The organism is Streptomyces sp. NRRL S-1022, assembly GCF_000720135.1.
In the GTDB taxonomy this organism is placed as follows: Bacteria; Actinomycetota; Actinomycetes; order Streptomycetales; family Streptomycetaceae; genus Streptomyces.
In genome coordinates this window covers 1-21,768 of record NZ_JOIU01000037.1, presented here as the reverse complement: position 1 = coordinate 21,768, position 21,768 = coordinate 1, and the positions used below count along the sequence as shown (strand labels likewise).

The window sequence follows — 21,768 nt, the reverse complement described above, 5'->3', positions numbered from 1 at the left end:
CTTCGCGTACGGTTGACGGCTGCCCAGCACGTCAGAAGGGGGCCCGGTGGCCGCTCAGGTTCAGCAGTCCGCGGTCGGCTCGGTACAGGACGCACCCGATTCCGTCCGTGACCGGGAGATCAGCGTCGAACAGGAACACCTGGACCGGGTGTACCGGCGGCTGGAGGAGAAGATCCACGAGGCCGAGTTCCTGATGCACGACGCGGCCAAGCGCGGCCAGGTCGGCACCCCGGGGGCACTCGCCGAGCGGGACGCGCAGGTCTTCCGGGCCGGCGTCCACCTCAACCGGCTGAACAACGAGTTCGAGGACTTCCTCTTCGGACGGATCGACCTGCTCCTCGGCAAGGACGGCAAGAAGGGGCCCGACGGGGCCTACACGGCGGTGGAGGCGGCCGAGGGCGCGGTACGGCCCGACAACACCGCCGACATCGCCGAGACCCTGCACATCGGCCGGATCGGTGTCCTCGACGCGGACTACTCCCCGCTGGTCATCGACTGGCGTGCCCCCGCCGCCGCCCCCTTCTACCGGGCCACGCCCGTGGACCCGGGCCGGGTGGTGCGGCGCCGGGTCATCCGCTCCAAGGGCCGCCGGGTGCTCGGCGTCGAGGACGACCTGATGCGGCCGGAGCTGACGGCCTTCCTCGACGGCCGGAAGCTGCCCGTCATCGGCGACGGCGCCCTGATGGCCGCCCTCGGCCAGGCCCGCAGCCACACCATGCGGGACATCGTCTCGTCCATCCAGGCCGAGCAGGACCTGGTCATCCGGGCCCCCGCCGCCTCCATCACCTACGTGGAGGGCGGCCCGGGCACCGGCAAGACCGCCGTCGCCCTGCACCGCGCGGCCTACCTGCTCTACCAGGACCGCAGACGCTACGCGGGCGGCATCCTGATCGTCTCGCCGACCCCGCTGCTCGTCGCCTACACCGAGGGCGTGCTGCCCTCGCTGGGCGAGGAGGGCCAGGTCGCGATCCGAGCCATCGGCTCGCTGGTCGACGGGACGGAGGCCACCCTGTACGACTCCCCGGCCGTGGCCCGCGCCAAGGGCTCGTACCGGATGCTGAAGGTGCTGCGCAAGGCCGCCCGGGGAGCCCTGGAGCTGGGCCCGGCCGCACCGGAGGGGGAGACGGTCACCGGCCCGCCCGCCCGGCTCCGGGTCGTCGCCTTCGGGCGCCGGCTGGAGCTGGAGGCCGACGAGCTGGAACGTATCCGCCGTACCGCCCTCGGCGGCACCGCGCCCGTCAACCTGCTCCGCCCGCGCGCCCGCAGGCTGCTGCTGGACGCCCTGTGGGCCAGGTCCGGCGGCGCCGCCCGGCACACCGACCCGGAGCTGGCCGCCGAGCTGCGCTCGTCCTTCGACGAGGACGTCACCGGCGAGGACTCCTTCATCGCTTTCCTGGACGCCTGGTGGCCCGAGCTGACCCCCGCGGCCGTGCTCGCCGCGATGGCCGACGAGAAGCGGCTGGGCCGCTGGGCCCGGCGGATCCTCAACCCCGGCGAGGTCCGCAAGGTGGCCCGCTCGCTGAGGCGGGCCGGCCACTCCGTGCACGACGTCGCCATGCTCGACGAACTCCAGGCGATCCTCGGCGCCCCGGCCCGCCCCCGCAAGAAGCGCGAACTCGATCCGCTGGACCAGCTCACCGGCCTGGAGGAGCTGATGCCGGTGCGCGAGGAGACCCAGCGCGAGCGGGCCGAGCGGCTGGCGCAGGAGCGCACCGAGTACGCGCACGTCATCGTGGACGAGGCGCAGGACCTCACGCCGATGCAGTGGCGCATGATCGGCCGCCGCGGCCGGCACGCCACCTGGACGGTCGTCGGCGACCCGGCGCAGTCCTCCTGGTCCGACCCGGACGAGGCGGCCGAGGCCCGCGACGAGGCCCTCGGCACCCGGCCCCGGCGCCGCTTCCAGCTCACCGTCAACTACCGCAACCCGGCCGAGATCGCCGAGCTGGCCGCCCGGGTGCTCGCGCTCGCCATGCCCGGCTCCGAGGCGCCGTCCGCCGTACGGTCCACCGGGGTCGAGCCGCGTTTCGCGGTCGTCCAGGGCTCCCTGGAGCGGACCGTGCGCGCGGAGGCGGAGCGGCTGCTGGACCTGGTGGACGGCACGGTCGGTGTGGTCGTCGCGATGAACCGGCGCGAGGAGGCCCGGCGCTGGCTGGCCGGGCTCGGCGACCGCGTGGTGGCCCTGGGCAGCCTGGAGGCCAAGGGCCTGGAGTACGACGCGACGGTCGTCGTCTCGCCCGCGGAGATCGCCGACGAGTCGCCGGCCGGCCTGCGCGTGCTGTACGTGGCGCTGACCCGGGCCACCCAGCAGCTCACGGTGGTGTCGGGGGACCGGGACGAGCCGGACGCGGCGGGGGTTGCGGACCTGCTCCGGGACTGAGTCCCGGGCACGGGAATGGCCTTGCCGGATCCGTTTGTTAGCCTGGGTGTGGCACCGGCCCGATCCAAGCCCCCGGGCCCAACCTTCGTCCCTCAGAGGGACCACTTGCCGCGAGGCGAGCATGGCGGGTCGGTGTCATGAACGGAAGAGAGACCCACGTCACGAATCGTGACGTGGGTCTCTTTCTTTGCCTGATCGTTTCTCGTATGGTGGAAGTGGTTTTCCGAAATCGGCCACCGCTCATGAACACAACGTCCGCAATCCGGGGCGACTACCGCGTACTCCGCGGTAGGTGCGACGATCGGACGGCACAACACGCGACACGGTGAAAGCAGAGGAAGTCGGCCATGGCAACGGCGCCCAGCGTCTCCTACTCGATGACGATCCGGCTGGAGGTGCTGGCGAGCGGAACCGCCGTCTCGCAGCTCACCAACGCCGTGGAGTCCTCCGGAGGCTCGGTGACCGGCCTCGACGTCACCGCGTCCGGTCACGAGAAGCTCCGTATCGACGTCACCATCGCGGCCACCTCCACGGCCCACGCCGAGGAGATCGTCGAGAAGCTCCGCGGCATCGAGGGCGTCACGCTGGGCAAGGTCTCCGACCGTACGTTCCTGATGCACCTCGGCGGCAAGATCGAGATGGCGTCGAAGCACCCCATCCGCAACCGTGACGACCTCTCCATGGTCTACACGCCCGGTGTGGCCCGCGTCTGCATGGCCATCGCCGAGAACCCCGAGGACGCCCGCCGCCTCACCATCAAGCGCAACTCCGTTGCGGTCGTGACGGACGGCTCCGCCGTGCTCGGCCTCGGCAACATCGGCCCCAAGGCCGCGCTGCCCGTCATGGAGGGCAAGGCGGCCCTCTTCAAGCGCTTCGCCGGCATCGACGCCTGGCCGATCTGCCTGGACACCCAGGACACCGACGCCATCGTGGAGATCGTCAAGGCGATCGCCCCCGGCTTCGCCGGCATCAACCTGGAGGACATCTCCGCGCCGCGCTGCTTCGAGATCGAGGCCCGGCTGCGCGAGGCCCTCGACATCCCCGTCTTCCACGACGACCAGCACGGCACCGCCATCGTCGTGCTCGCCTCCCTGACCAACGCCCTGCGCGTCACGAACAAGGCCATCGAGAACATCCGGGTCGTCATGTCCGGCGCCGGCGCGGCCGGCACGGCTATCCTCAAGCTGCTCATCGCCGCCGGGGTGAAGAACGCCGTCGTCGCCGACATCCACGGTGTCGTCCACGCCGGCCGCGAGGACCTGGTGAACGCCCCGGCCGACTCGCCGCTGCGCTGGATCGCCGACAACACCAACCCCGAGGGCCTCACCGGCACCCTGAAGGAGGCCGTGCGCGACGCCGACGTCTTCATCGGTGTCTCCGCCCCGAACGTCCTGGACGGGACCGACGTGGCCGCCATGGCCGAGGGAGCCATCGTGTTCGCGCTCGCGAACCCGGACCCCGAGGTCGACCCGGCGATCGCCCGGCAGACGGCGGCCGTCGTGGCCACCGGCCGCTCGGACTTCCCGAACCAGATCAACAACGTGCTGGTCTTCCCGGGTGTCTTCCGCGGCCTGCTGGACGCGCAGTCCCGCACGGTGAACACCGAGATGATGCTCGCCGCCGCGAAGGCCCTCGCCGACGTGGTCACCGAGGACGAGCTCAACGCGAACTACATCATCCCCAGCGTCTTCAACGACAAGGTCGCGGGCGCGGTCGCCGGAGCGGTCCGCGAGGCCGCCAAGGCGGCCGGCGCGACCGTCTGAGCACGGCGTGTCGTAATGTGCAGGGGGCTGTGAGCATCACCACGGCAGCCCCCCGTACCGGCGCGTCGTGGAACGGCCAGGTGCCGGACGCGCTCTAGGGTGACGGCCGAGCGGGCGCTTTTCGTGTGACTCCCCAGGGTGTTCTCACGACTCCTACGGGTGCCGGATTGGCTTTCCCGCCGCAGGTAGGGGCAGGATGCTCCTCCAGGGACACAGTCCCCGGGGGCACCCCCAAGGGCGCGAGCGCATCGGCATCGCAGTGCTTCGGGCGGCTCCGCCGCGTGGCACACCCCAACGGCAAGAAATACACGGGAGTAACAACATGAACCGCAGTGAGCTGGTGGCCGCGCTGGCCGACCGCGCCGAGGTGACCCGCAAGGACGCCGACGCCGTGCTGGCCGCGTTCGCCGAGACCGTCGGCGAGATCGTCGCCAAGGGCGACGAGAAGGTCACCATCCCCGGCTTCCTGACCTTCGAGCGCACCCACCGTGCCGCTCGCACCGCGCGCAACCCGCAGACCGGCGAGCCCATCAACATCCCGGCCGGCTACAGCGTGAAGGTCACCGCGGGCTCCAAGCTCAAGGAAGCCGCCAAGGGCAAGTAAGCGGAAGCGCTCCGCCGTCGGCGCCGGTCCACTGGAGCGCCGTTCGACGCGAAGCGCCGTGGGCGGTGCCGTCAACCGGCTGGTCGCGCCCGCGCGGCGGAGCCGCAGATCGGCACGGCCCCGCGCCCCTTCGGGCGCGGACCGGCTGAAGACGTCGAAAGGGCGGCCCCCGTCGAGGGGGGCCGCCCTTTCGCGTTCGTGATGCCTAGCCGAGCGCCTTGCCCGGCAGCTCGACCTTCGCGCCCAGTTCCACGAGCTTCTCCATGAAGTTCTCGTAGCCGCGGTTGATCAGGTCGATGCCGTGGACGCGGGACGTGCCCTCGGCGGCCAGCGCCGCGATGAGGTACGAGAAGCCGCCGCGCAGGTCCGGGATGACCAGGTCGGAGCCCTGGAGCTTGGTGGGGCCCGAGACGACCGCGGAGTGCAGGAAGTTGCGCGCGCCGAAACGGCAGGCGGAGCCGCCCAGGCACTCGCGGTAGAGCTGGATGTGCGCGCCCATCTGGTTCAGCGCGGAGGTGAAGCCCAGCCGGGACTCGTACACCGTCTCGTGGATGATGGACAGCCCCGTGGCCTGGGTGAGGGCCACCACCAGCGGCTGCTGCCAGTCGGTCTGGAAACCGGGGTGCACGTCCGTCTCCAGCGCGATGGACTTCAACTGCCCGCCGGGGTGCCAGAAGCGGATGCCCTCGTCGTCGATCTCGAAGGCACCGCCCACCTTCCGGTAGGTGTTCAGGAACGTCATCATCGAACGCTGCTGGGCGCCGCGGACGTAGATGTTGCCGCGGGTCGCGAGGGCGGCGGAGGCCCAGGAGGCGGCCTCCAGGCGGTCGGGGAGGGCCTGGTGGTTGTAACCGCCGAGCTTGTCCACACCCGTGATGCGGATCGTGCGGTCGGTGTCCATCGCGATGATCGCGCCCATCTTCTGCAGCACGCAGATGAGGTCCTCGATCTCCGGCTCGACGGCCGCGTTGGCCAACTCCGTGACGCCCTCGGCCAGTACGGCCGTCAGCAGCACCTGCTCGGTCGCGCCGACGGACGGGTACGGCAGCCGGATCTTCGTGCCGCGCAGCCGCTGCGGGGCCTCCAGGTACTGACCGTCCGCCCGCTTCTCGATGACGGCGCCGAACTGCCGCAGCACGTCGAAGTGGAAGTCGATGGGCCGGCCGCCGATGTCGCAGCCGCCCAGGCCCGGGATGAACGCGTGGCCGAGGCGGTGCAGCAGCGGGCCGCAGAAGAGGATCGGGATCCGGCTGGAACCCGCGTGGGCATCGATGTCGGCCACGTTGGCGCTCTCGACCCGCGTCGGGTCCAGCACCAGCTCGCCGGGCTCCTCGCCCGGACGGACCGTCACCCCGTGCAGCTGGAGCAGGCCGCGGACGACCCGCACGTCACGGATGTCCGGAACATTGCGCAGTCGGCTCGGCTCGCCGCCCAGCAGGGCGGCGACCATGGCCTTCGGTACGAGGTTCTTCGCACCGCGGACACGGATCTCGCCCTCCAGCGGGGTTCCGCCGTGGACAAGCAGGACATCGTCGTTGACGGTCATGAATCTCGCGTTCCGATGAGTTGGTCAGGGGCCGGCCGATCACTGTGCGCAGGGGCCGGGAAGACAGGGTAATCGCCGATCACCCCCCGCCCGTAAGCCCGAGGACCACCCAGTCGCGTCATAGGTGTGTCACAACACGAACCGTTCCCTATCGGGCACATGGGGTCACCGGCGTCCGGGTGTGCGCCCCCCGGCTTCGATGCGCCCTGAGCAGCCTTCACTCCGGGGCGCCCGATTGGGTCCCCACACCGGGGGAAGATGCGGGATCATGTCTGGCATGACCGAGGTGTCCTCGCTCACAGGGCGGCTGCTCGTGGCCACGCCCGCCCTGGCGGACCCGAACTTCGACCGTGCGGTGGTGCTCCTTCTCGACCACGACGAGGAGGGTTCCCTCGGTGTCGTCCTCAACCGCCCCACTCCGGTGGTCGTCGGCGACATCCTGGAGGACTGGGCCGGACTCGCCGGCGAGCCCGGGGTGGTCTTCCAGGGCGGCCCGGTGTCGCTGGACTCGGCACTGGGCGTGGCGGTCATCCCGGGCGGCGCCGACGGTGACCGGGCCCCCCTCGGCTGGCGGCGGGTGTACGGCGCGATCGGCCTGGTCGACCTGGAGGCACCGCCGGAGCTGCTCGCCTCGGCCGTGGGCAGCCTGCGGATCTTCGCCGGGTACGCCGGCTGGGGCCCGGGTCAGCTGGAGGACGAGCTGGTGGAGGGCGCCTGGTACGTCGTGGAGTCCGAACCGGGTGACGTGTCCTCGCCGGCCCCGGAGAGGCTCTGGCGCGAGGTGCTGCGGCGCCAGCGCAACGAACTGGCGATGGTGGCCACGTATCCGGACGACCCTTCGCTCAACTGATGCGTGTGAGCTTCAGTACCCTGGCTGTTATGAGCACTCTTGAGCCCGAGCGCGGGACTGGTACGGGGACCCTCGTAGAGCCGACGCCGCAGGTGTCCCACGGCGACGGCGACCACGAGCGCTTCGCCCACTACGTCCAGAAGGACAAGATCATGGCGAGCGCCCTCGACGGGACCCCCGTCGTGGCGCTGTGCGGCAAGGTCTGGGTGCCGGGCCGCGACCCGAAGAAGTACCCCGTCTGCCCCATGTGCAAGGAGATCTACGAGTCCATGGGCAGCGGCGGCGACGAGGGCAAGGGCAAGGGCGGCGACAAGAAGTAGGCCACCGGCCCGCCCGCCGGCGGTCGGATCCCCGGGACGTGCGTCCGGCACGTCCCGGGGATCTTCGCGTTTTCCGGCCGTCAAGTGGTCCAGACCTCTTGTGGGGCGTCGGCCCGGTCCCTAGCCTGTCGTCGGATGCGGTGGTGCACAGGGTGACGGAGGCGTTGCACACGGTGCAATGCGGTGAGGGGCTGATGTCGTGGAACTGATTCCGGCGCCGCGCGCCGTCGACGGGCCCGCGGGGCCCGGTGTGCCGCTCGGCGAAGCCACCACGCTGTGGGCCGGCCCCGGCACGGAACGCACCGAGCGCTGGCTGCGCGCCACCCTCGGCGCCGCCCTGGGCCTGCCGCTGCGCCCCGGGCCGCGGGACGCCCGGGGCGGCATACGGCTGCTGCTGGACGACACCCTCGCGCCCGAGGCGTACCGGCTGGACGCGGCCGCCGGGCAGGGCGTGGAGATCCGCGGCGGCGGACCGGCGGGCGTGTTCTGGGGCGCGCAGACGCTGCGCCAGCTGCTCGGCCCCGACGCCTTCCGGCGCGCCCCCGTCCGTCCGGACACCGCCCCCGGCGTCCCGCAGCAGGCCGTCGAGGACGCGCCCCGGTTCCGCTGGCGGGGCCTCCTGCTCGACGTGGCCCGGCACTTCATGCCCAAGGAGGGCGTGCTGCGCTATCTGGACCTGATGGCCGCGCACAAACTCAACGTCCTGCACCTGCACCTGACGGACGACCAGGGCTGGCGCATCGAGATCGAGCGCTATCCGAAACTGACCGAGATCGCCTCCTGGCGGGCGCGGACGAAATTCGGCCACCGGGCCTCACCGCTGTGGGACGACAAACCGCACGGCGGGTACTACACCCACGACGACATCCGCGAGATCGTCGCCTACGCCGCCGAGCGGCACATCAGTGTCGTCCCCGAGATCGACGTACCCGGCCACTCGCAGGCCGCCATCGCCGCCTACCCCGAACTCGGCAACACCGACGTCGTCGACACCGCCGCCCTCTCCGTCTGGGACACCTGGGGCATCTCGTCCAACGTGCTGGCCCCCACCGACGCCACCCTGCGGTTCTACGAGGGGGTGTTCGAGGAGGTCCTGGAGCTGTTCCCCGCGGACGCCGCCGAGTTCTCGGCGTTCGTGCACGTCGGCGGCGACGAGTGCCGCAAGGAGCAGTGGGCTCGGTCCCTGACCGCCAAGACCCGCATCGCCGACCTCGGCCTCGCCGACGAGGACGCGCTGCAGTCCTGGTTCATCGGGCACTTCGACGCCTGGCTCTCCGCGCGCGGGCGCCGCCTCATCGGCTGGGACGAGATCCTGGAGGGCGGGCTCGCGCCGGGCGCGGCCGTCTCCTCCTGGCGCGGCTACGCGGGCGGGATCGCCGCCGCGCGGGCCGGCCACGACGTGGTCATGTGCCCGGAGCAGTACGTGTACCTGGACCACCGTCAGGCCCCGGGCGAGGACGAGCCCGTACCGATCGGCTTCGTGCGCACCCTGGAGGACGTCTACCGGTTCGAGCCCGTCCCGGAAGGGCTCGACGAGGCGGAGGCCCGGCACGTGCTGGGCACCCAGGCCAACGTGTGGACCGAGGTGCTGGAAGACGCCGCGCGCGTGGACTACCAGGCCTTCCCCCGCCTCGCGGCCTTCGCCGAGGTCGCCTGGAGCGCGCTGCCCGCCCCGGCCGAGCGCGACTACGCGGACTTCGAACGCCGGATGACCGCCCACTACCGGCGACTTGACGCCCTCGGCGTCGCCTACCGGCCGGCCGCCGGTCCCCGCCCCTGGCAGCGCCGCCCCGGCGTGCCGGGCCGCCCGATCGAGGGGCCGCCCCCGAACCGGTGACCGCCCCGGACGGTCACCGCCCCCGACCGCCGCCGCCCCGAACAGGTAACGGAAAAACCCGGCAGCGTCACCGAAGAGTGGCAATCCGTGCGCACTGGTGATGCCGTACGAAAACGGACCATCTCCCCGGTGAGATGGGCGAATGTCTCCTAGCGGACCCCCGCGTTCGAGCGTTGCGAAGATGTGCCAGAGTTGCGTCGTCCGCCCTGTCAGCACGTACCGTACGGCAGCACAGGCGGGACCAGGTGGGGCAGCGGGAAGGGGCAGCCGGTTTGACCACGCACGCACCGCAGGCGGCGCAGGCCGTCACCTTGCCCACGACACTGGACGAGGCCGTGGCGGCCCTCACCGCCATGCCCACCGCCGTCCCCGTGGCGGGCGGCACCGATCTGATGGCCGCCGTCAACTCCGGGCAGCTCCGGCCCGCCGCACTGGTCGGCCTCGGCCGGATCAGCGAGATCCGCGGCTGGCAGTACCAGGACGGCCACGCGCTGCTCGGCGCCGGCCTCACCCACGCGCGCATGGGCCGCCCCGACTTCGCGGCCCTGATCCCGGCGCTCGCCGCCGCCGCGCGCGCCGCGGGCCCGCCGCACATCCGCAACGCCGGCACCCTGGGCGGCAACATCGCCTCGGCCGCCCCCACCGGGGACGCGCTGCCGGTGCTGGCCGCCCTGGAAGCGACGCTGATCATCGCGGGCCCGGGCGGGGCCCGCCGGGAGATCCCGGTGTCGCACCTGCTGGCCGGCGTGGAGATGCTGCGCGGCGGCGAACTCATCGGCTACGTGCGCGTGCCGCTGCTGCACGCCCCGCAGGTCTTCCTGAAGGCGACCGGCCGCACCGGACCGGGCCGCGCGCTGGCCTCCGTGGCGCTCGTCCTCGACCCGGCCCGGCGCGGCGTGCGCTGCGCCGTGGGAGCCATAGCGCCGATGCCGCTCAGGCCGCTGGAGGCCGAGCAGTGGGTCGCCCAGCTGATCGACTGGGACAACGACCGCGCCCTCGTCCCGGAGGCCCTGCACGCCTTCGGGGAGTACGTCGCCGCGGCCTGCATCCCCGACCCGGCCCCCGAGCCGGACGGCTCGGTGACCCCGCTCCCGCCCGCCGTACTGCACCTGCGGCGCACCGTCGCCGCGCTGGCCCGACGAGCACTGGGGAGGGCGCTGTCGTGACCGACGACCAGCACGGAGAGGGCACGCCCCAGGGCGGCGGACGCTGGAACCCGCTGCCCCAGGGCGACTACGACGACGGAGCCACGGCCTTCGTCGAACTCCCCGAGGGCGGCATCGACGCCCTGCTGTCCGGTGACAGCCCGCTGGCCGCGCCCGGCCACGGCTACGTGCCGCCGCGGATAACGGCCACGCACACCGACGGCACCCCCGGTGCGTGGCCCGCGCCCGACGACGGCGCCCGGTGGCCCGACCCGAACGCCGTACCGGCCCCGCCGCAGGCCGCGGACGACCGGTTCACGTACCGGCCCGGTGCCACCCAGCACTGGACCTTCGAGGAGCCCGCGGCGCCGGGCGCGCCGGGACACGACGTCACCGGAGAGTGGTCCATCCCGGTCGCCGGGGGCGAGCTGCCGGACGAGTCCGGCGAGTACACCGCGTCCTCGCTGGTCGAGCAGTGGGGCACCCCGCCGGCCACGCTGCCCGGCGGCGCGCCGGCGCCCTGGGCTACGGACGGCGCGGGCCACGCGTGGGACAGGCCGGCCGCCCCCGCCCCCGCCCCCGCGCCGGACCCGGACGACGCCGCCGGCCACCAACCGCGGGGCGGTGCGCCGGACGCGTACGGTCCGCGGGAGGGGTACGGCCCGGCGGACGGGTACGGCGACTACGCCGATACCGAGGACACCGGGGACACCGGGGACGCCAGGAACGCCAGGGACACCGGGGAGACCGACACGCCCGGCGGTACGGGACTGTCCGCCGAGACCGCCGAACTCGCCGAACCGGTCGCGTCCGCCGAGTCGGGTACGGCGCCGGAAGCAGAGGCCCACAGCCTCGCCGAAGCCCCTGAGCGGCCCGCTGACGGCCCCGCGGGCCACGACCGGCCGGCCGGCCCCGCCGACGCCTCCGAGCCCGCCGCGACGGCGCCCACGGCCGAGCGCATCGCCTCCCCCGAGGCCCCCGGCAGCGACCCGGAGGACCCCGAGGCCGCGGCCGGCTCCGCCGTACCCGACGGCCACTCCGACGGCGCGGGCACCGAAGAGGACGCCCCGCGCGGGCAGGATGACGCCTCCGTCGACGCCGGGGAGGAGACGCCCGAACCGCCGGCGCACGACGACCACCCCCTCGCCTCCTACGTGCTGCGCGTCAACGGCGCCGACCGCCCCGTCACCGACGCCTGGATCGGCGAGTCCCTGCTGTACGTGCTGCGCGAACGGCTCGGCCTCGCGGGCGCCAAGGACGGCTGCTCCCAGGGCGAGTGCGGGGCCTGCAACGTGCAGGTCGACGGCCGCCTGGTGGCCTCCTGCCTGGTCCCGGCGGTCACCGCGGCCGGCAGCGAGGTCCGTACGGTCGAGGGTCTCGCCGCCGACGGGCAGCCCTCCGACGTGCAGCGCGCGCTCGCCCGGTGCGGTGCCGTGCAGTGCGGTTTCTGCGTGCCCGGCATGGCGATGACCGTGCACGACCTGCTGGAGGGCAACCCGGCGCCGACCGAGCTGGAGACCCGGCAGGCCCTGTGCGGCAACCTGTGCCGGTGCTCGGGCTACCGGGGCGTGCTGGAGGCCGTCCAGGAGGTCGTCGCCGAGCGCGAGGCGTCCCACGCGGGCGGCGAGCCCGAGACGGACGAGGCCCGCATCCCGCACCAGGCGGGCCCCGGCTCCGGCGGCGTCCACCCGTCGGCGTTCGAGGCACCGGGCGCCTTCGACACCCCGCGGACACCCAACCCGTACGACCCGCCGGAACCGTACGACCCGACGCATTCTTACGACCCGTCGGACCCGTACGGCACGCCCGACGCGTACGGCACGCCGCCGGGACCGCAGGACCAGCACTACGGCCAGGACGGAGGCCAGGCGTGAGCAACGAAGCCGGCACCGCGACCACCGCCGCGGAACCCGCACCCGCGGCCGAGCCGCCGCCGCACGGCATCGGCGCCTCCCTGCCGCACGCCGACGCCCGCGCCAAGACCGAGGGCACCTTCCCGTACGCGGCCGACCTGTGGGCCGAGGGCCTGCTGTGGGCGGCCGTGCTGCGCTCCCCGCACGCGCACGCGCGCATCGTCTCCATCGACACCACCCACGCGCGCGAGATGCCCGGCGTCCGCGCCGTCATCACTCACGAGGACGTGCCCGGCACGCCCCGCCACGGCCGCGGCACGCCCGACCGGCCGGTGTTCGCCTCCGAGGTCGTACGCCACCACGGCGAGCCCATCGCCGCCGTCGCCGCCGACCACCCGGACACCGCGCGGATGGCCGCCGCCGCCGTCATCGTCGAGTACGAGGTGCTCGACCCGGTCATCGACCCCGAGCGGGCCTTCGAGGCCGAGCCGCTGCACCCCGACGGCAACCTGATCCGGCACATCCCGCTGCACCACGGCGACCCGGGCGCCGTCGGCGAGGTCGTCGTCGAGGGCCAGTACCGCATCGGCCGCGCGGACCCGGCCCCCATCGGCGCCGAGGCCGGCCTCGCCGTGCCCCGCCCCGACGGCGGGGTGGAGCTGTACCTGGCCTCCACCGACCCGCACACCGACCGCAACACCGCCGCAGCCTGCTACGGCCTGCCCCCCGATCGAGTGAAGATCGTCGTCACCGGGGTGCCCGGCGCCACCGCCGACCGCGAGGACCAGGGCTTCCAGCTCCCGCTCGGCCTGCTCGCCCTGAAGACCGGCTGCCCGGTGAAGCTGACGGCGACCCGCGAGGAGTCCTTCCTCGGCCACGCCCACCGCCACCCCACCCTGCTGCGTTACCGCCACCACGCCGACGCCGAGGGCAAGCTGGTGAAGGTCGAGGCGCAGATCCTGCTGGACGCGGGCGCGTACGCCGACACCTCCGCCGAGGTGCTCGCCGCCGCCGTCTCCTTCGCGTGCGGCCCGTACGTCGTCCCCAACGCCTTCATCGAGGGCTGGGCCGTCCGCACCAACAACCCGCCCTCCGGCCACGTCCGCGGCGAGGGCGCCATGCAGGTGTGTGCCGCCTACGAGGCGCAGATGGACAAGCTGGCGAAGAAGCTGGGCCTGGACCCGGCCGAACTGCGCGTGCGCAACGTCCTCGCCACCGGTGACGTCCTGCCGATCGGCCAGACCGTGACCTGCCCGGCCCCGGTCGCCGAACTCCTCCAGGCGGTACGGGACTTCCCGCTCCCGGCGCTGCCCAAGGACACCCCCGAGGAGGAGTGGCTGCTGCCCGGCGGCCCCGAGGGCGCGGGCGAACCGGGCGCGGTGCGCCGGGGCGTCGGCTACGGCCTGGGCATGGTGCACATGCTCGGCGCGGAGGGCGCCGACGAGGTGTCGACGGCCACGGTCAAGGTCCACGACGGCATCGCGACCGTGCTGTGCGCGGCCGTCGAGACCGGCCAGGGCTTCACCACGCTGGCCCGGCAGATCGTCCAGGAGACCCTCGGCGTCGAGGAGGTCCACGTCGCCCCGGTCGACACCGACCAGCCGCCGGCCGGCGGGGGCTGCCGGGGCCGGCACACCTGGGTGTCCGGCGGCGCGGTGGAACGGGCCGCCAAGATGGTCCGCACGCAACTGCTCCAGCCGCTCGCGCACAAGTTCGGCATGTCCACCGAGCTGCTCCAGATCACCGACGGCAAGATCACCTCGTACGACGGCGTCCTGTCGACCACCGTCACCGAGGCGTTGGAGGGCAAGGAGCTGTGGGCCACCGCCCAGTGCCGCCCGCACCCCACCGAGCCGCTGGACGCCGCCGGCCAGGGCGACGCCTTCGTGGGCCTCGCCTTCTGCGCGATCCGCGCGGTGGTGGACGTCGACGTCGAGCTGGGCTCGGTCCGGGTGGTGGAGCTGGCGGTCGCCCAGGACGTGGGCCGGGTGCTGAACCCGGCGCAGCTGGCGGCGCGCATCGAGGCGGGCGTCACGCAGGGCGTGGGCATCGCCCTCACCGAGAACCTCCGCACGCCCCGCGGCCTGATCCGCCACCCCGACCTCACCGGCTACGCCCTGCCGACCGCCCTGGACGCCCCCGACATCCGGATCGTGAAACTGGTCGAGGAACGGGACGTGGTGGCCCCCTTCGGCGCCAAGTCGGTCAGCGCGGTCCCGGTCGTGACGGCACCGGCGGCGATCGCCTCCGCCGTCCGCGCCGCCACCGGCCGCCCGGTCAACCGCCTGCCGATCCGCCCGCAGGCGGCCGTGGTGACCGACCGATGAGCACACCGCCGCCCGACGAGCACCGCTACGAACCACCGCCCGGAGTGGGCAAGCTGGCCCTGTGGATCCTGGTGTTCGCGGTGGCGGCGCTGGCCGTCGTGCTGGGCGGGATCTACTTCACCTAGCGATCCCCACGGACGGGCAACGGGCCGGCGTCGCTCGGCGTCTTCCCTCGTGAGGGCCGTTGTCAGTGGGGCGGCGTAGTGTGCTGAGCGGTGGGGGCACCTGCCCGGGGACCGCGTACGACGGTGTGCGCCGGCCCGTCACGCACGGGGAAGATCGCGGGGGAGCGATGAGCACGACCGACGCCGGAGTACCGGTGATCACGCTGACCGAGGCGGAGCTGGACCGGCTCGTCACGCACACGCCGACCCGCGGCCTGCTCACGGGCACCGGCCTGCCCGCCGAGACCGACCTGCTCACCTTCTCCCCGCTGCGCACCCACGGCCTGCGCACGCTCGCCGACGCGGCCGAGGGCCCCTTCGGCCTGGCCGAGGAACTGCGCGGCCGCCTGGTGATAGGTGAACTCCTCACCCCCGCCGGCATGGAGCGCGAGTCGATCCTGCTCGACGGCGCCACCGGCGAGCTGACCACGGCCTACCTCTTCGACCCGTCCGGCGCCCGCCCCTTCGCACCCTCCCTGACCACGCTGCTGCGCTTCGCCGCGGTCACCGAGGAACTGGCGGGCCTGCGCGGCCGTTTCGCCTCCCTGGCGGGCCAGTACGGCCCCAGGACGGCGGCCGAGGCCTCCCGCCGTCTCCTCACCCTCTTCGCGGAGGGCACGGACGGCCGGGTCCCGCCGTACTGGAAGGCGGCCGCCCTGATCCGCCCGCTCTCCCTCGTCGCCGGCCCCGGCACGGCCTCGGGCCTCACCCTCGACGTCCCCGCGCGCCTCCTGGAGCAGGAGTTCGGGCAGGGCCGGGTGGCCCGCTTCGAGGAGGTCGACTTCCCGGCGACGCTCACCCACGAGCCGACCCGCCGCTTCCTGCGCGAGACGGGACTGCCGGAGGAGACGGTCTTCTTCCGAGCCGACACGGACGTCCCGCTGCCGACGCTGCGCGAGTACTTCACCGAGGAACGCCCCGAGTACCCCCTCGGCCGGCTCCCGGCCCACTGCGACCACCTGATCCGCCTGGGCCACCTCCTGGAGGAGACCAGCCTGGTGGTCGACGGCCGGACGGGCGCGGTCCTCACCTTCGACGAGCCCGAGGCGTCCCTCCACCCCCTCAACACCGACGTCTCCACCCTGGCCTTCACCCTCTGGCTCATCCACCACGAGCGCACGATCGACACCCACCTGGGCCGTGAACTGGCCACCCACGCCTACGACCACCTGGTCGCCGCCATGATCCACACCCTGAACACCCTCGACCCCACGGGCACTTTCCCGGACACCACCTGGCACTACTGGACGGATCTGTTCCAGGACGAGGCGGGCGGGCTGTTCTGAGGCACCTCGTCCCGGTGCATTTCCGGGTTCCGGTCACTCAGCGTGGCCGCACCGCCCTACCGTGAGGCGTGACGGTGTCGGCACGCACGGTGACGGAGGGGCGCGAATGACGGTCGGCGTGGAGGCGGAGCCGCTCAAGGACGAGGTGAGCGAGCGGGGCTGGGAGGTGGACCCGGACGACGAGTGGGGCGTCGCCGTCATCACCACGGTCGGACGGCAGCTGAAACTGCGCCGGGAAGCCGTGGGCATGCGGGCCGGCGACTTCGCCAAGGCCGTCGGCTACGGCGAGGACATGATCTACAAGATCGAGAGCGGACAGCGGATCCCCAGGCCCGAGTACCTGGACAAGGCCGACGACGTCCTGCGGGCCGGCGGCCTGCTCTCGGCGATGAAGGAGGACGTACAGAAGGTCCGCTACCCGAAGAAGGTGCGGGCCTTGGCGGAGCTGGAGGCCAAGGCCGTCGAGATCGGCGTCTACGAGTGCAACAGCGTCCACGGGCTCTTGCAGACACCGCAGCACGCCCGGGCCCTGATCGAGGCGGCGCAGCCGCCGTACTCGCCGGACGACGTGGACCGCATGGTGGCCGCTCGACTGGCCCGGCGGTCGGTCTTCGAACGCACACCGGCCCCGTCCATCCACTTCGTCCTGGAAGAAGCATCGCTGCGCCGCCGGGTCGGAGGCACAATGGTGTGGCAACGGCAGCTCGAACACCTGTTGGGAGTGGGGCAGTTGAACAACGTCTCGCTCCAGGTCATGCCGACGGACACGGACGCCCACCCGGGACTCGACGGAAAGATCGAGCTGCTGAAGTTCTCGGACGGCAAGGTGGTGGGCCGCTCCGACGGCCTGTTCAACGGCCGGCCCGTCTCCGACGCGAAGCAGCTCCGCATCCTGGAGTTGCAGTACGGCACGATCAGGGCGCAAGCTCTCCCACCGCGGGAGTCGCTCGCCTTCATCCAGAAACTGCTGGGAGAGACATGACGCGCGAGGCCTCCGCCGGGCACCCCTCCGAACTGGCGTGGTTCAAGAGCAGCTACAGCAGCGGCACCAACGGCGAGTCCTGCGTCGAGGTGGCCACCACTCCCCGCACGGTGCACATCCGCGACTCGAAGTCCCTCGCCGGCCCGCAGCTCGCGGTTGCATCGCGCGCCTGGACGGACTTCGTCTCGTACGCCTCCCGCAGCTGAAGCGACGAACGGAAGGGTCGGCATCCCGCACGGGGTGCCACCCGACGGAGGGCTGATGCCGGCGAGTGCAGATCTCGCCGCGTGGGCCGGCGCCGTGGGGACATGGGCAGCACTGGCAGCCGCGACGCCCGGACCTCCTGGTGACCAGCGTGGCTTACAGACGCGAGGACTTCTTTCCCGACATTCACTTGGTCAACAGCTCACGTCTACCCGTTTACGAGGTCAGGATCTTCGTCTGGGTCGACTTCAGCGATCGCCCGATTCACTGGCAGGATCGTGTCATCCTCCCGCCCACGCCCGAACCCGTGATCGCCAGCGCGTACGTGGACGCGGTCCCCTATGCCGCGCAGGTCATGGAGCACGTCGTCGGCGTCAGCGTTGCCTTCCGTGACGCCGAGGGGAAGTACTGGCAGCGCACCAGAAACGGGTCCCTCCGTGAGGTCGACACCGGGGATGTGGCGCAGCGGACGGGAGTTGCCGACGGCGACGGTTTCGTGCAGCCCCAGGATCTGGACGACGTGGACCCTCGGAACCTGAACCGATTGCCGGGTACCCGCTGACTCGGACGAGCGAAAGGGCGGCACCCCTGGGTGCCGCCCTTTCGTATCGCCCTGGTTCGGGCTTCGGAGGCCGTGGCGGGAATCGAACCCACGTAACTCGCTTTGCAGGCGAGTCCCTAAACCACTCGGGCACACGGCCGTGTTCGGTTGTTGCTCTCGGCCGTGGTGGGGATCGGACCCACGTGACTCCCCGCGAGCGGAGCTCGCTGTTGGATGCAGCGCGGGCGAGTCCCTGAACCACTCGGGCACACGGCCGTGTTCGTGAGAAGAACGTACGGGCCGGGCTCCGAGGGGCTCAAGGGGGGCGGGGGTGCTGCAACGGGACTGCCATACGCCGTTCATGAAGCGGGGTGTGTGTACGACCGTGTGTACGACCAAGGGCGTAGTCCGGGGTCGGACTTCCGACAGGGGTCAAAGAGGGGAACGCGGCTTACTCTGACGGGCATGAGTGCCCTTGGATCCCGTGAGCCCGCTGTCCTCGATCCGTCCGTCGAGCAGGACGGCGGTGTGCTGAGCAGGGCGTACCGGGCGCTGAGTGTCGGGATCGTGTCCGTCGTGGTGCTCATCGCCTTCGAGGCGACCGCCGTGGGGACGGCGATGCCGGTGGCCGCGCGAGAGCTGGACGGACTGGCGCTGTACGCGTTCGCGTTCTCCGGGTACTTCACGACCAGCCTGTTCGGGATGGTGCTCGCCGGGCAGTGGTCCGACCGGCGAGGTCCCCTGGGCGCTCTCACCACGGGTATCGGCGCCTTCGCGGCGGGGCTCGTCGTCGCCGGGACCGCGCAGGTCATGTGGGTGTTCATCCTCGGACGGGCCGTGCAGGGGCTGGGCGGCGGACTGGTCATCGTGGCGCTGTACGTCGTCGTCGGCCGCGCCTACCCCGATCGGCTACGCCCCGCGATCATGGCGTCCTTCGCGGCCGGCTGGGTCGTACCGTCCATCGTCGGCCCCCTCGCCGCCGGCACCGTCACCGAGCACCTCGGCTGGCGCTGGGTGTTCCTCGGCATCCCGGTCCTCGTCGTGTTCCCGCTCGCCCTCGCCCTGCCCCAGATACGGCGCAGGGCGTCGGGCCCGGTGGACGAGGAGGCCGGCGCCGGCTCCTTCGACCGGCGGCGGATCCGGCTCGCGCTCGGCATCTCGCTGGGCGCCGGGCTCCTCCAGTACGCCGCCCAGGACCTGCGCCCCCTCTCCCTGGTGCCGGGGCTGGCCGGTGCCGCCTTCCTCGTGCCCGCCGTGCTCGGACTGCTGCCCCGCGGCACCTACCGGGCCGCCCGCGGCCTGCCCTCCGTCGTGCTGCTGCGCGGCCTGGCCGCCGGTTCCTTCGTCGCCGCCGAATCGTTCGTGCCGCTGATGCTGGTCACCCAGCGCGGCCTGTCGCCGACCCTCGCCGGCTTGTCGCTGGCGGCCGGCGGCGTGACCTGGGCGCTGGGCTCGTTCGCACAGTCCCGGGCGCGCATGGCGCCGTACCGGGAGCGGCTGATGACCATCGGGATGGTGCTGGTCGCCATCGCGATCGTCACCGCGCCGAGTGTGCTCGTGCACGCCGTGCCGGTGTGGACCGTGGCCGTCGCCTGGGGTGTCGGCTGCTTCGGCATGGGACTGGTGATCTCCTCCACCAGCGTGCTGCTGCTCCAGCTGTCCGCCCCCGAGGAGGCCGGCTCGAACTCGGCCGCGCTCCAGATCTCCGACGCCCTCGCCAACGTCGTCCTGCTGGCGGCGACCGGCGCGGCCTTCGCGGCCCTGGGCGGCGGCAGTACGGCGGCCCCCACGGCCTCGGCGGCCGGCAGCGGGCACCCCGCCGCCTTCGCCGCCGTCTTCCTGCCGATGGCGGCGGTCGCGCTGGTGGGGGCCTGGGTGACGCGGCGCCTGCGCGAGCGTGCGCCTGCGCGCTGAGTCACGGTCGGTGACGGCGGGGTCCGTGCGGCTGCTGTGACGTGCCTCCCACCCGAGGGCGACCCGGCCTCGTTCGCGCGTTGACGGCACGGCGGCGCCGGTAGGGTGGCCCGGTTGTCATACGTAGCCGCCCTACCCCGCACGGAGACCGTGACTACCGCCCGCCCGTCACCCGCCACCACCTCCAACGGAGGGCCCTTCGGGCCCACACACATGTCTACTTCAGCAGCCTCCACCGCTCACTCGCACCACCTCTCGCCCGCCTTCCCGGGCCGGGCCCCGTGGGGTACCGCCAGCAAGCTGCGTGCCTGGCAGCAGGGCGCGATGGAGAAGTACATCCAGGAGCAGCCGCGTGACTTCCTCGCCGTCGCCACGCCCGGCGCCGGCAAGACGACCTTCGCGCTGACGCTCGCCTCCTGGCTGCTGCACCACCACGTGGTGCAGCAGGTGACCGTGGTCGCGCCCACCGAGCACCTGAAGAAGCAGTGGGCGGAGGCGGCCGCCCGGATAGGGATCAAGCTCGACCCCGAGTACAGCGCGGGGCCGCTCGGCCGGGAGTACGACGGGGTCGCCGTGACGTACGCCGGTGTGGGCGTGCGCCCGATGCTGCACCGCAACCGGGTCGAGCAGCGCAAGACCCTCGTCATCCTGGACGAGATCCACCACGCCGGTGACTCCAAGTCCTGGGGCGAGGCGTGTCTGGAGGCCTTCGAACCGGCCACGCGGCGGCTCGCGCTGACCGGTACGCCGTTCCGGTCCGACACCAACCCCATCCCCTTCGTGACGTACGAGGAGGACAACGCCGGGATCCGGCGGTCCGCCGCCGACTACACCTACGGCTACGGGTCCGCCCTGGCGGACGGGGTCGTCCGCCCCGTCATCTTCCTCTCCTACAGCGGCAACATGCGCTGGCGGACCAAGGCCGGTGACGAGGTCGCCGCGCGGCTCGGCGAGCCGATGACCAAGGACGCGATCAGCCAGGCCTGGCGTACGGCCCTCGACCCGCGCGGCGACTGGATGCCGAGCGTGCTGCGCGCCGCCGACCAGCGGCTGACCGAGGTCCGCAAGGCCATCCCCGACGCCGGTGCGCTCGTCATCGCCTCCGACCAGGACTCCGCGCGGGCGTACGCCAAGCTGATCCGGGAGATCACCGGTACGAAGGCGACGCTCGTCCTCTCCGACGACACCGGGGCCTCGAAGCGGATCGACGACTTCAGCGCGAGTGACGACCGGTGGATGGTCGCGGTGCGGATGGTGTCCGAGGGCGTCGACGTACCGCGGCTGGCGGTCGGCGTGTACGCCACCACCATCTCGACGCCCCTGTTCTTCGCGCAGGCCGTCGGGCGCTTCGTACGGTCCCGGCGGCGGGGCGAGACCGCGTCCGTGTTCCTGCCGACCGTGCCCGACCTGCTGACCTTCGCCAACGAGATGGAGAAGGAGCGGGACCACGCCCTCGACAAGCCGAAGAAAGAGGGCGAGGAGGACCCGTACGCCGAATCCGAGAAGGAGATGGAGGAGGCGAACAAGGAGCAGGACGAGGACACCGGCGAACAGGACATGCTGCCGTTCGAGGCGCTGGAGTCCGACGCCGTGTTCGACCGGGTGCTGTACGACGGTGCCGAGTTCGGCATGCAGGCGCACCCGGGCAGCGAGGAGGAGCAGGACTACCTCGGGATCCCGGGGCTGCTGGAGCCGGACCAGGTGCAGCTGCTGCTGCAGAAGCGGCAGGCACGGCAGATCGCGCACAGCCGGAAGAAGCCGGACAGTGAGGCGGACCTGCTGGAGCTGCCGGCCGAGCGGCGGCCGGTGGTCAGCCACAAGGAGATGATGGAGCTGCGGAAGCGGCTCAACACGCTGGTCAGCGCGTACGTCCACCAGAGCGGCAAGCCGCACGGGGTGATCCACACCGAGCTGCGGCGGGTGTGCGGGGGGCCGCCGAGCGCGGAGGCGACGGCGGGGCAGTTGCGGCAGCGGATCGCCAAGGTGCAGGAGTGGGCCACCCGCATGCGGTGACGCTCCGCCGGGTCGGCGGTTCCTTCCCACCCGCCCACC

General features: G+C 72.5%; 17 protein-coding genes and 2 tRNA genes. 16 read left to right on the top strand and 3 right to left on the bottom strand.

Annotated features, from left to right (window positions below; all coding sequences use genetic code 11):
• Window positions 1-46: 46 nt before the first annotated feature.
• The 3 genes from IG05_RS0136995 (at window position 47) to IG05_RS0136985 (ending at window position 4,747) form a co-directional block, all read left to right on the top strand.
• Window positions 47-2,380, top strand: coding sequence for a HelD family protein (locus tag IG05_RS0136995; RefSeq protein ID WP_030348493.1), 2,334 nt, complete (start codon window positions 47-49; stop codon window positions 2,378-2,380).
• A gap of 347 nt (window positions 2,381-2,727) precedes the next feature.
• Window positions 2,728-4,143 carry an NAD-dependent malic enzyme gene (locus IG05_RS0136990; protein ID WP_030348492.1) on the top strand — a complete coding sequence of 472 codons (1,416 nt, stop codon included), beginning with the start codon at window positions 2,728-2,730 and terminating at the stop codon, window positions 4,141-4,143.
• 322 nt (window positions 4,144-4,465) lie between these two features.
• On the top strand, window positions 4,466-4,747 hold the full coding sequence (locus tag IG05_RS0136985) for an HU family DNA-binding protein (protein WP_023550134.1): 282 nt from the start codon (window positions 4,466-4,468) through the stop codon (window positions 4,745-4,747).
• A gap of 205 nt (window positions 4,748-4,952) precedes the next feature.
• On the opposite strand, the gene murA is transcribed toward IG05_RS0136985, so the two are convergent.
• Window positions 4,953-6,293, bottom strand: coding sequence for a UDP-N-acetylglucosamine 1-carboxyvinyltransferase (gene murA, locus IG05_RS0136980; protein ID WP_030348491.1), 1,341 nt, complete (start codon window positions 6,291-6,293; stop codon window positions 4,953-4,955).
• 277 nt (window positions 6,294-6,570) lie between these two features.
• Between murA and IG05_RS0136975 the strand changes: the two genes are divergently transcribed.
• The 11 genes from IG05_RS0136975 to IG05_RS0136925 all read left to right on the top strand — a co-directional run bounded on the left by IG05_RS0136975 (window position 6,571) and on the right by IG05_RS0136925 (window position 17,823).
• Window positions 6,571-7,143: a YqgE/AlgH family protein gene (locus tag IG05_RS0136975; protein ID WP_030348490.1), complete on the top strand. Its 573-nt coding sequence runs from the start codon at window positions 6,571-6,573 to the stop codon at window positions 7,141-7,143.
• 29 nt (window positions 7,144-7,172) lie between these two features.
• Window positions 7,173-7,463, top strand: a complete 291-nt coding sequence (locus tag IG05_RS0136970) for a DUF3039 domain-containing protein (RefSeq protein WP_030348489.1) — start codon at window positions 7,173-7,175, stop codon at window positions 7,461-7,463.
• 199 nt (window positions 7,464-7,662) lie between these two features.
• The gene (locus IG05_RS0136965; protein ID WP_030348488.1) at window positions 7,663-9,300 is read left to right on the top strand and encodes a beta-N-acetylhexosaminidase; all 1,638 of its coding nucleotides are present in this window, start codon (window positions 7,663-7,665) and stop codon (window positions 9,298-9,300) included.
• Window positions 9,301-9,572: 272 nt separating this feature from the next.
• Window positions 9,573-10,466 carry an FAD binding domain-containing protein gene (locus IG05_RS0136960; RefSeq protein WP_030348487.1) on the top strand — a complete coding sequence of 298 codons (894 nt, stop codon included), beginning with the start codon at window positions 9,573-9,575 and terminating at the stop codon, window positions 10,464-10,466.
• A complete protein-coding gene (locus IG05_RS0136955) occupies window positions 10,463-12,319 on the top strand; it encodes a 2Fe-2S iron-sulfur cluster-binding protein (RefSeq protein WP_030348486.1) in 1,857 nt (618 codons plus the stop codon). The genes IG05_RS0136960 and IG05_RS0136955 overlap by 4 nt, the downstream gene beginning before the upstream one ends.
• Window positions 12,316-14,625: a xanthine dehydrogenase family protein molybdopterin-binding subunit gene (locus IG05_RS0136950; protein ID WP_030348485.1), complete on the top strand. Its 2,310-nt coding sequence runs from the start codon at window positions 12,316-12,318 to the stop codon at window positions 14,623-14,625. The genes IG05_RS0136955 and IG05_RS0136950 overlap by 4 nt, the downstream gene beginning before the upstream one ends.
• Window positions 14,622-14,750 carry a hypothetical protein gene (locus IG05_RS50110; RefSeq protein ID WP_267883337.1) on the top strand — a complete coding sequence of 43 codons (129 nt, stop codon included), beginning with the start codon at window positions 14,622-14,624 and terminating at the stop codon, window positions 14,748-14,750. Before IG05_RS0136950 ends, IG05_RS50110 begins: the two co-directional genes overlap by 4 nt.
• A gap of 167 nt (window positions 14,751-14,917) precedes the next feature.
• A complete protein-coding gene (locus tag IG05_RS0136940; protein WP_030348484.1) occupies window positions 14,918-16,075 on the top strand; it encodes an SUKH-4 family immunity protein in 1,158 nt (385 codons plus the stop codon).
• Window positions 16,076-16,181: 106 nt separating this feature from the next.
• Window positions 16,182-17,057, top strand: coding sequence for a helix-turn-helix domain-containing protein (locus tag IG05_RS0136935; protein ID WP_030348483.1), 876 nt, complete (start codon window positions 16,182-16,184; stop codon window positions 17,055-17,057).
• Complete coding sequence (locus IG05_RS0136930) at window positions 17,054-17,263, top strand: DUF397 domain-containing protein (protein ID WP_030348482.1); 210 nt, start codon at window positions 17,054-17,056, stop codon at window positions 17,261-17,263. The genes IG05_RS0136935 and IG05_RS0136930 overlap by 4 nt, the downstream gene beginning before the upstream one ends.
• A gap of 140 nt (window positions 17,264-17,403) precedes the next feature.
• Window positions 17,404-17,823, top strand: coding sequence for a hypothetical protein (locus IG05_RS0136925; protein WP_030348481.1), 420 nt, complete (start codon window positions 17,404-17,406; stop codon window positions 17,821-17,823).
• Window positions 17,824-17,890: 67 nt separating this feature from the next.
• Here the strand turns inward: IG05_RS0136925 and IG05_RS0136920 are convergent.
• Window positions 17,891-17,962, bottom strand: a tRNA-Cys gene (locus tag IG05_RS0136920).
• 18 nt (window positions 17,963-17,980) lie between these two features.
• Window positions 17,981-18,078: transfer RNA gene (locus tag IG05_RS48090), tRNA-OTHER, on the bottom strand.
• Between the two features lie 189 nt (window positions 18,079-18,267).
• On the opposite strand from IG05_RS48090, the gene IG05_RS0136915 reads away from it, so the two are divergent.
• Both IG05_RS0136915 and IG05_RS0136910 read left to right on the top strand, forming a co-directional pair.
• Window positions 18,268-19,716, top strand: coding sequence for an MFS transporter (locus tag IG05_RS0136915; RefSeq protein WP_030348480.1), 1,449 nt, complete (start codon window positions 18,268-18,270; stop codon window positions 19,714-19,716).
• 213 nt (window positions 19,717-19,929) lie between these two features.
• A complete protein-coding gene (locus IG05_RS0136910) occupies window positions 19,930-21,729 on the top strand; it encodes a DEAD/DEAH box helicase (RefSeq protein WP_030348479.1) in 1,800 nt (599 codons plus the stop codon).
• The last annotated feature ends 39 nt before the right edge of the window (window positions 21,730-21,768 follow it).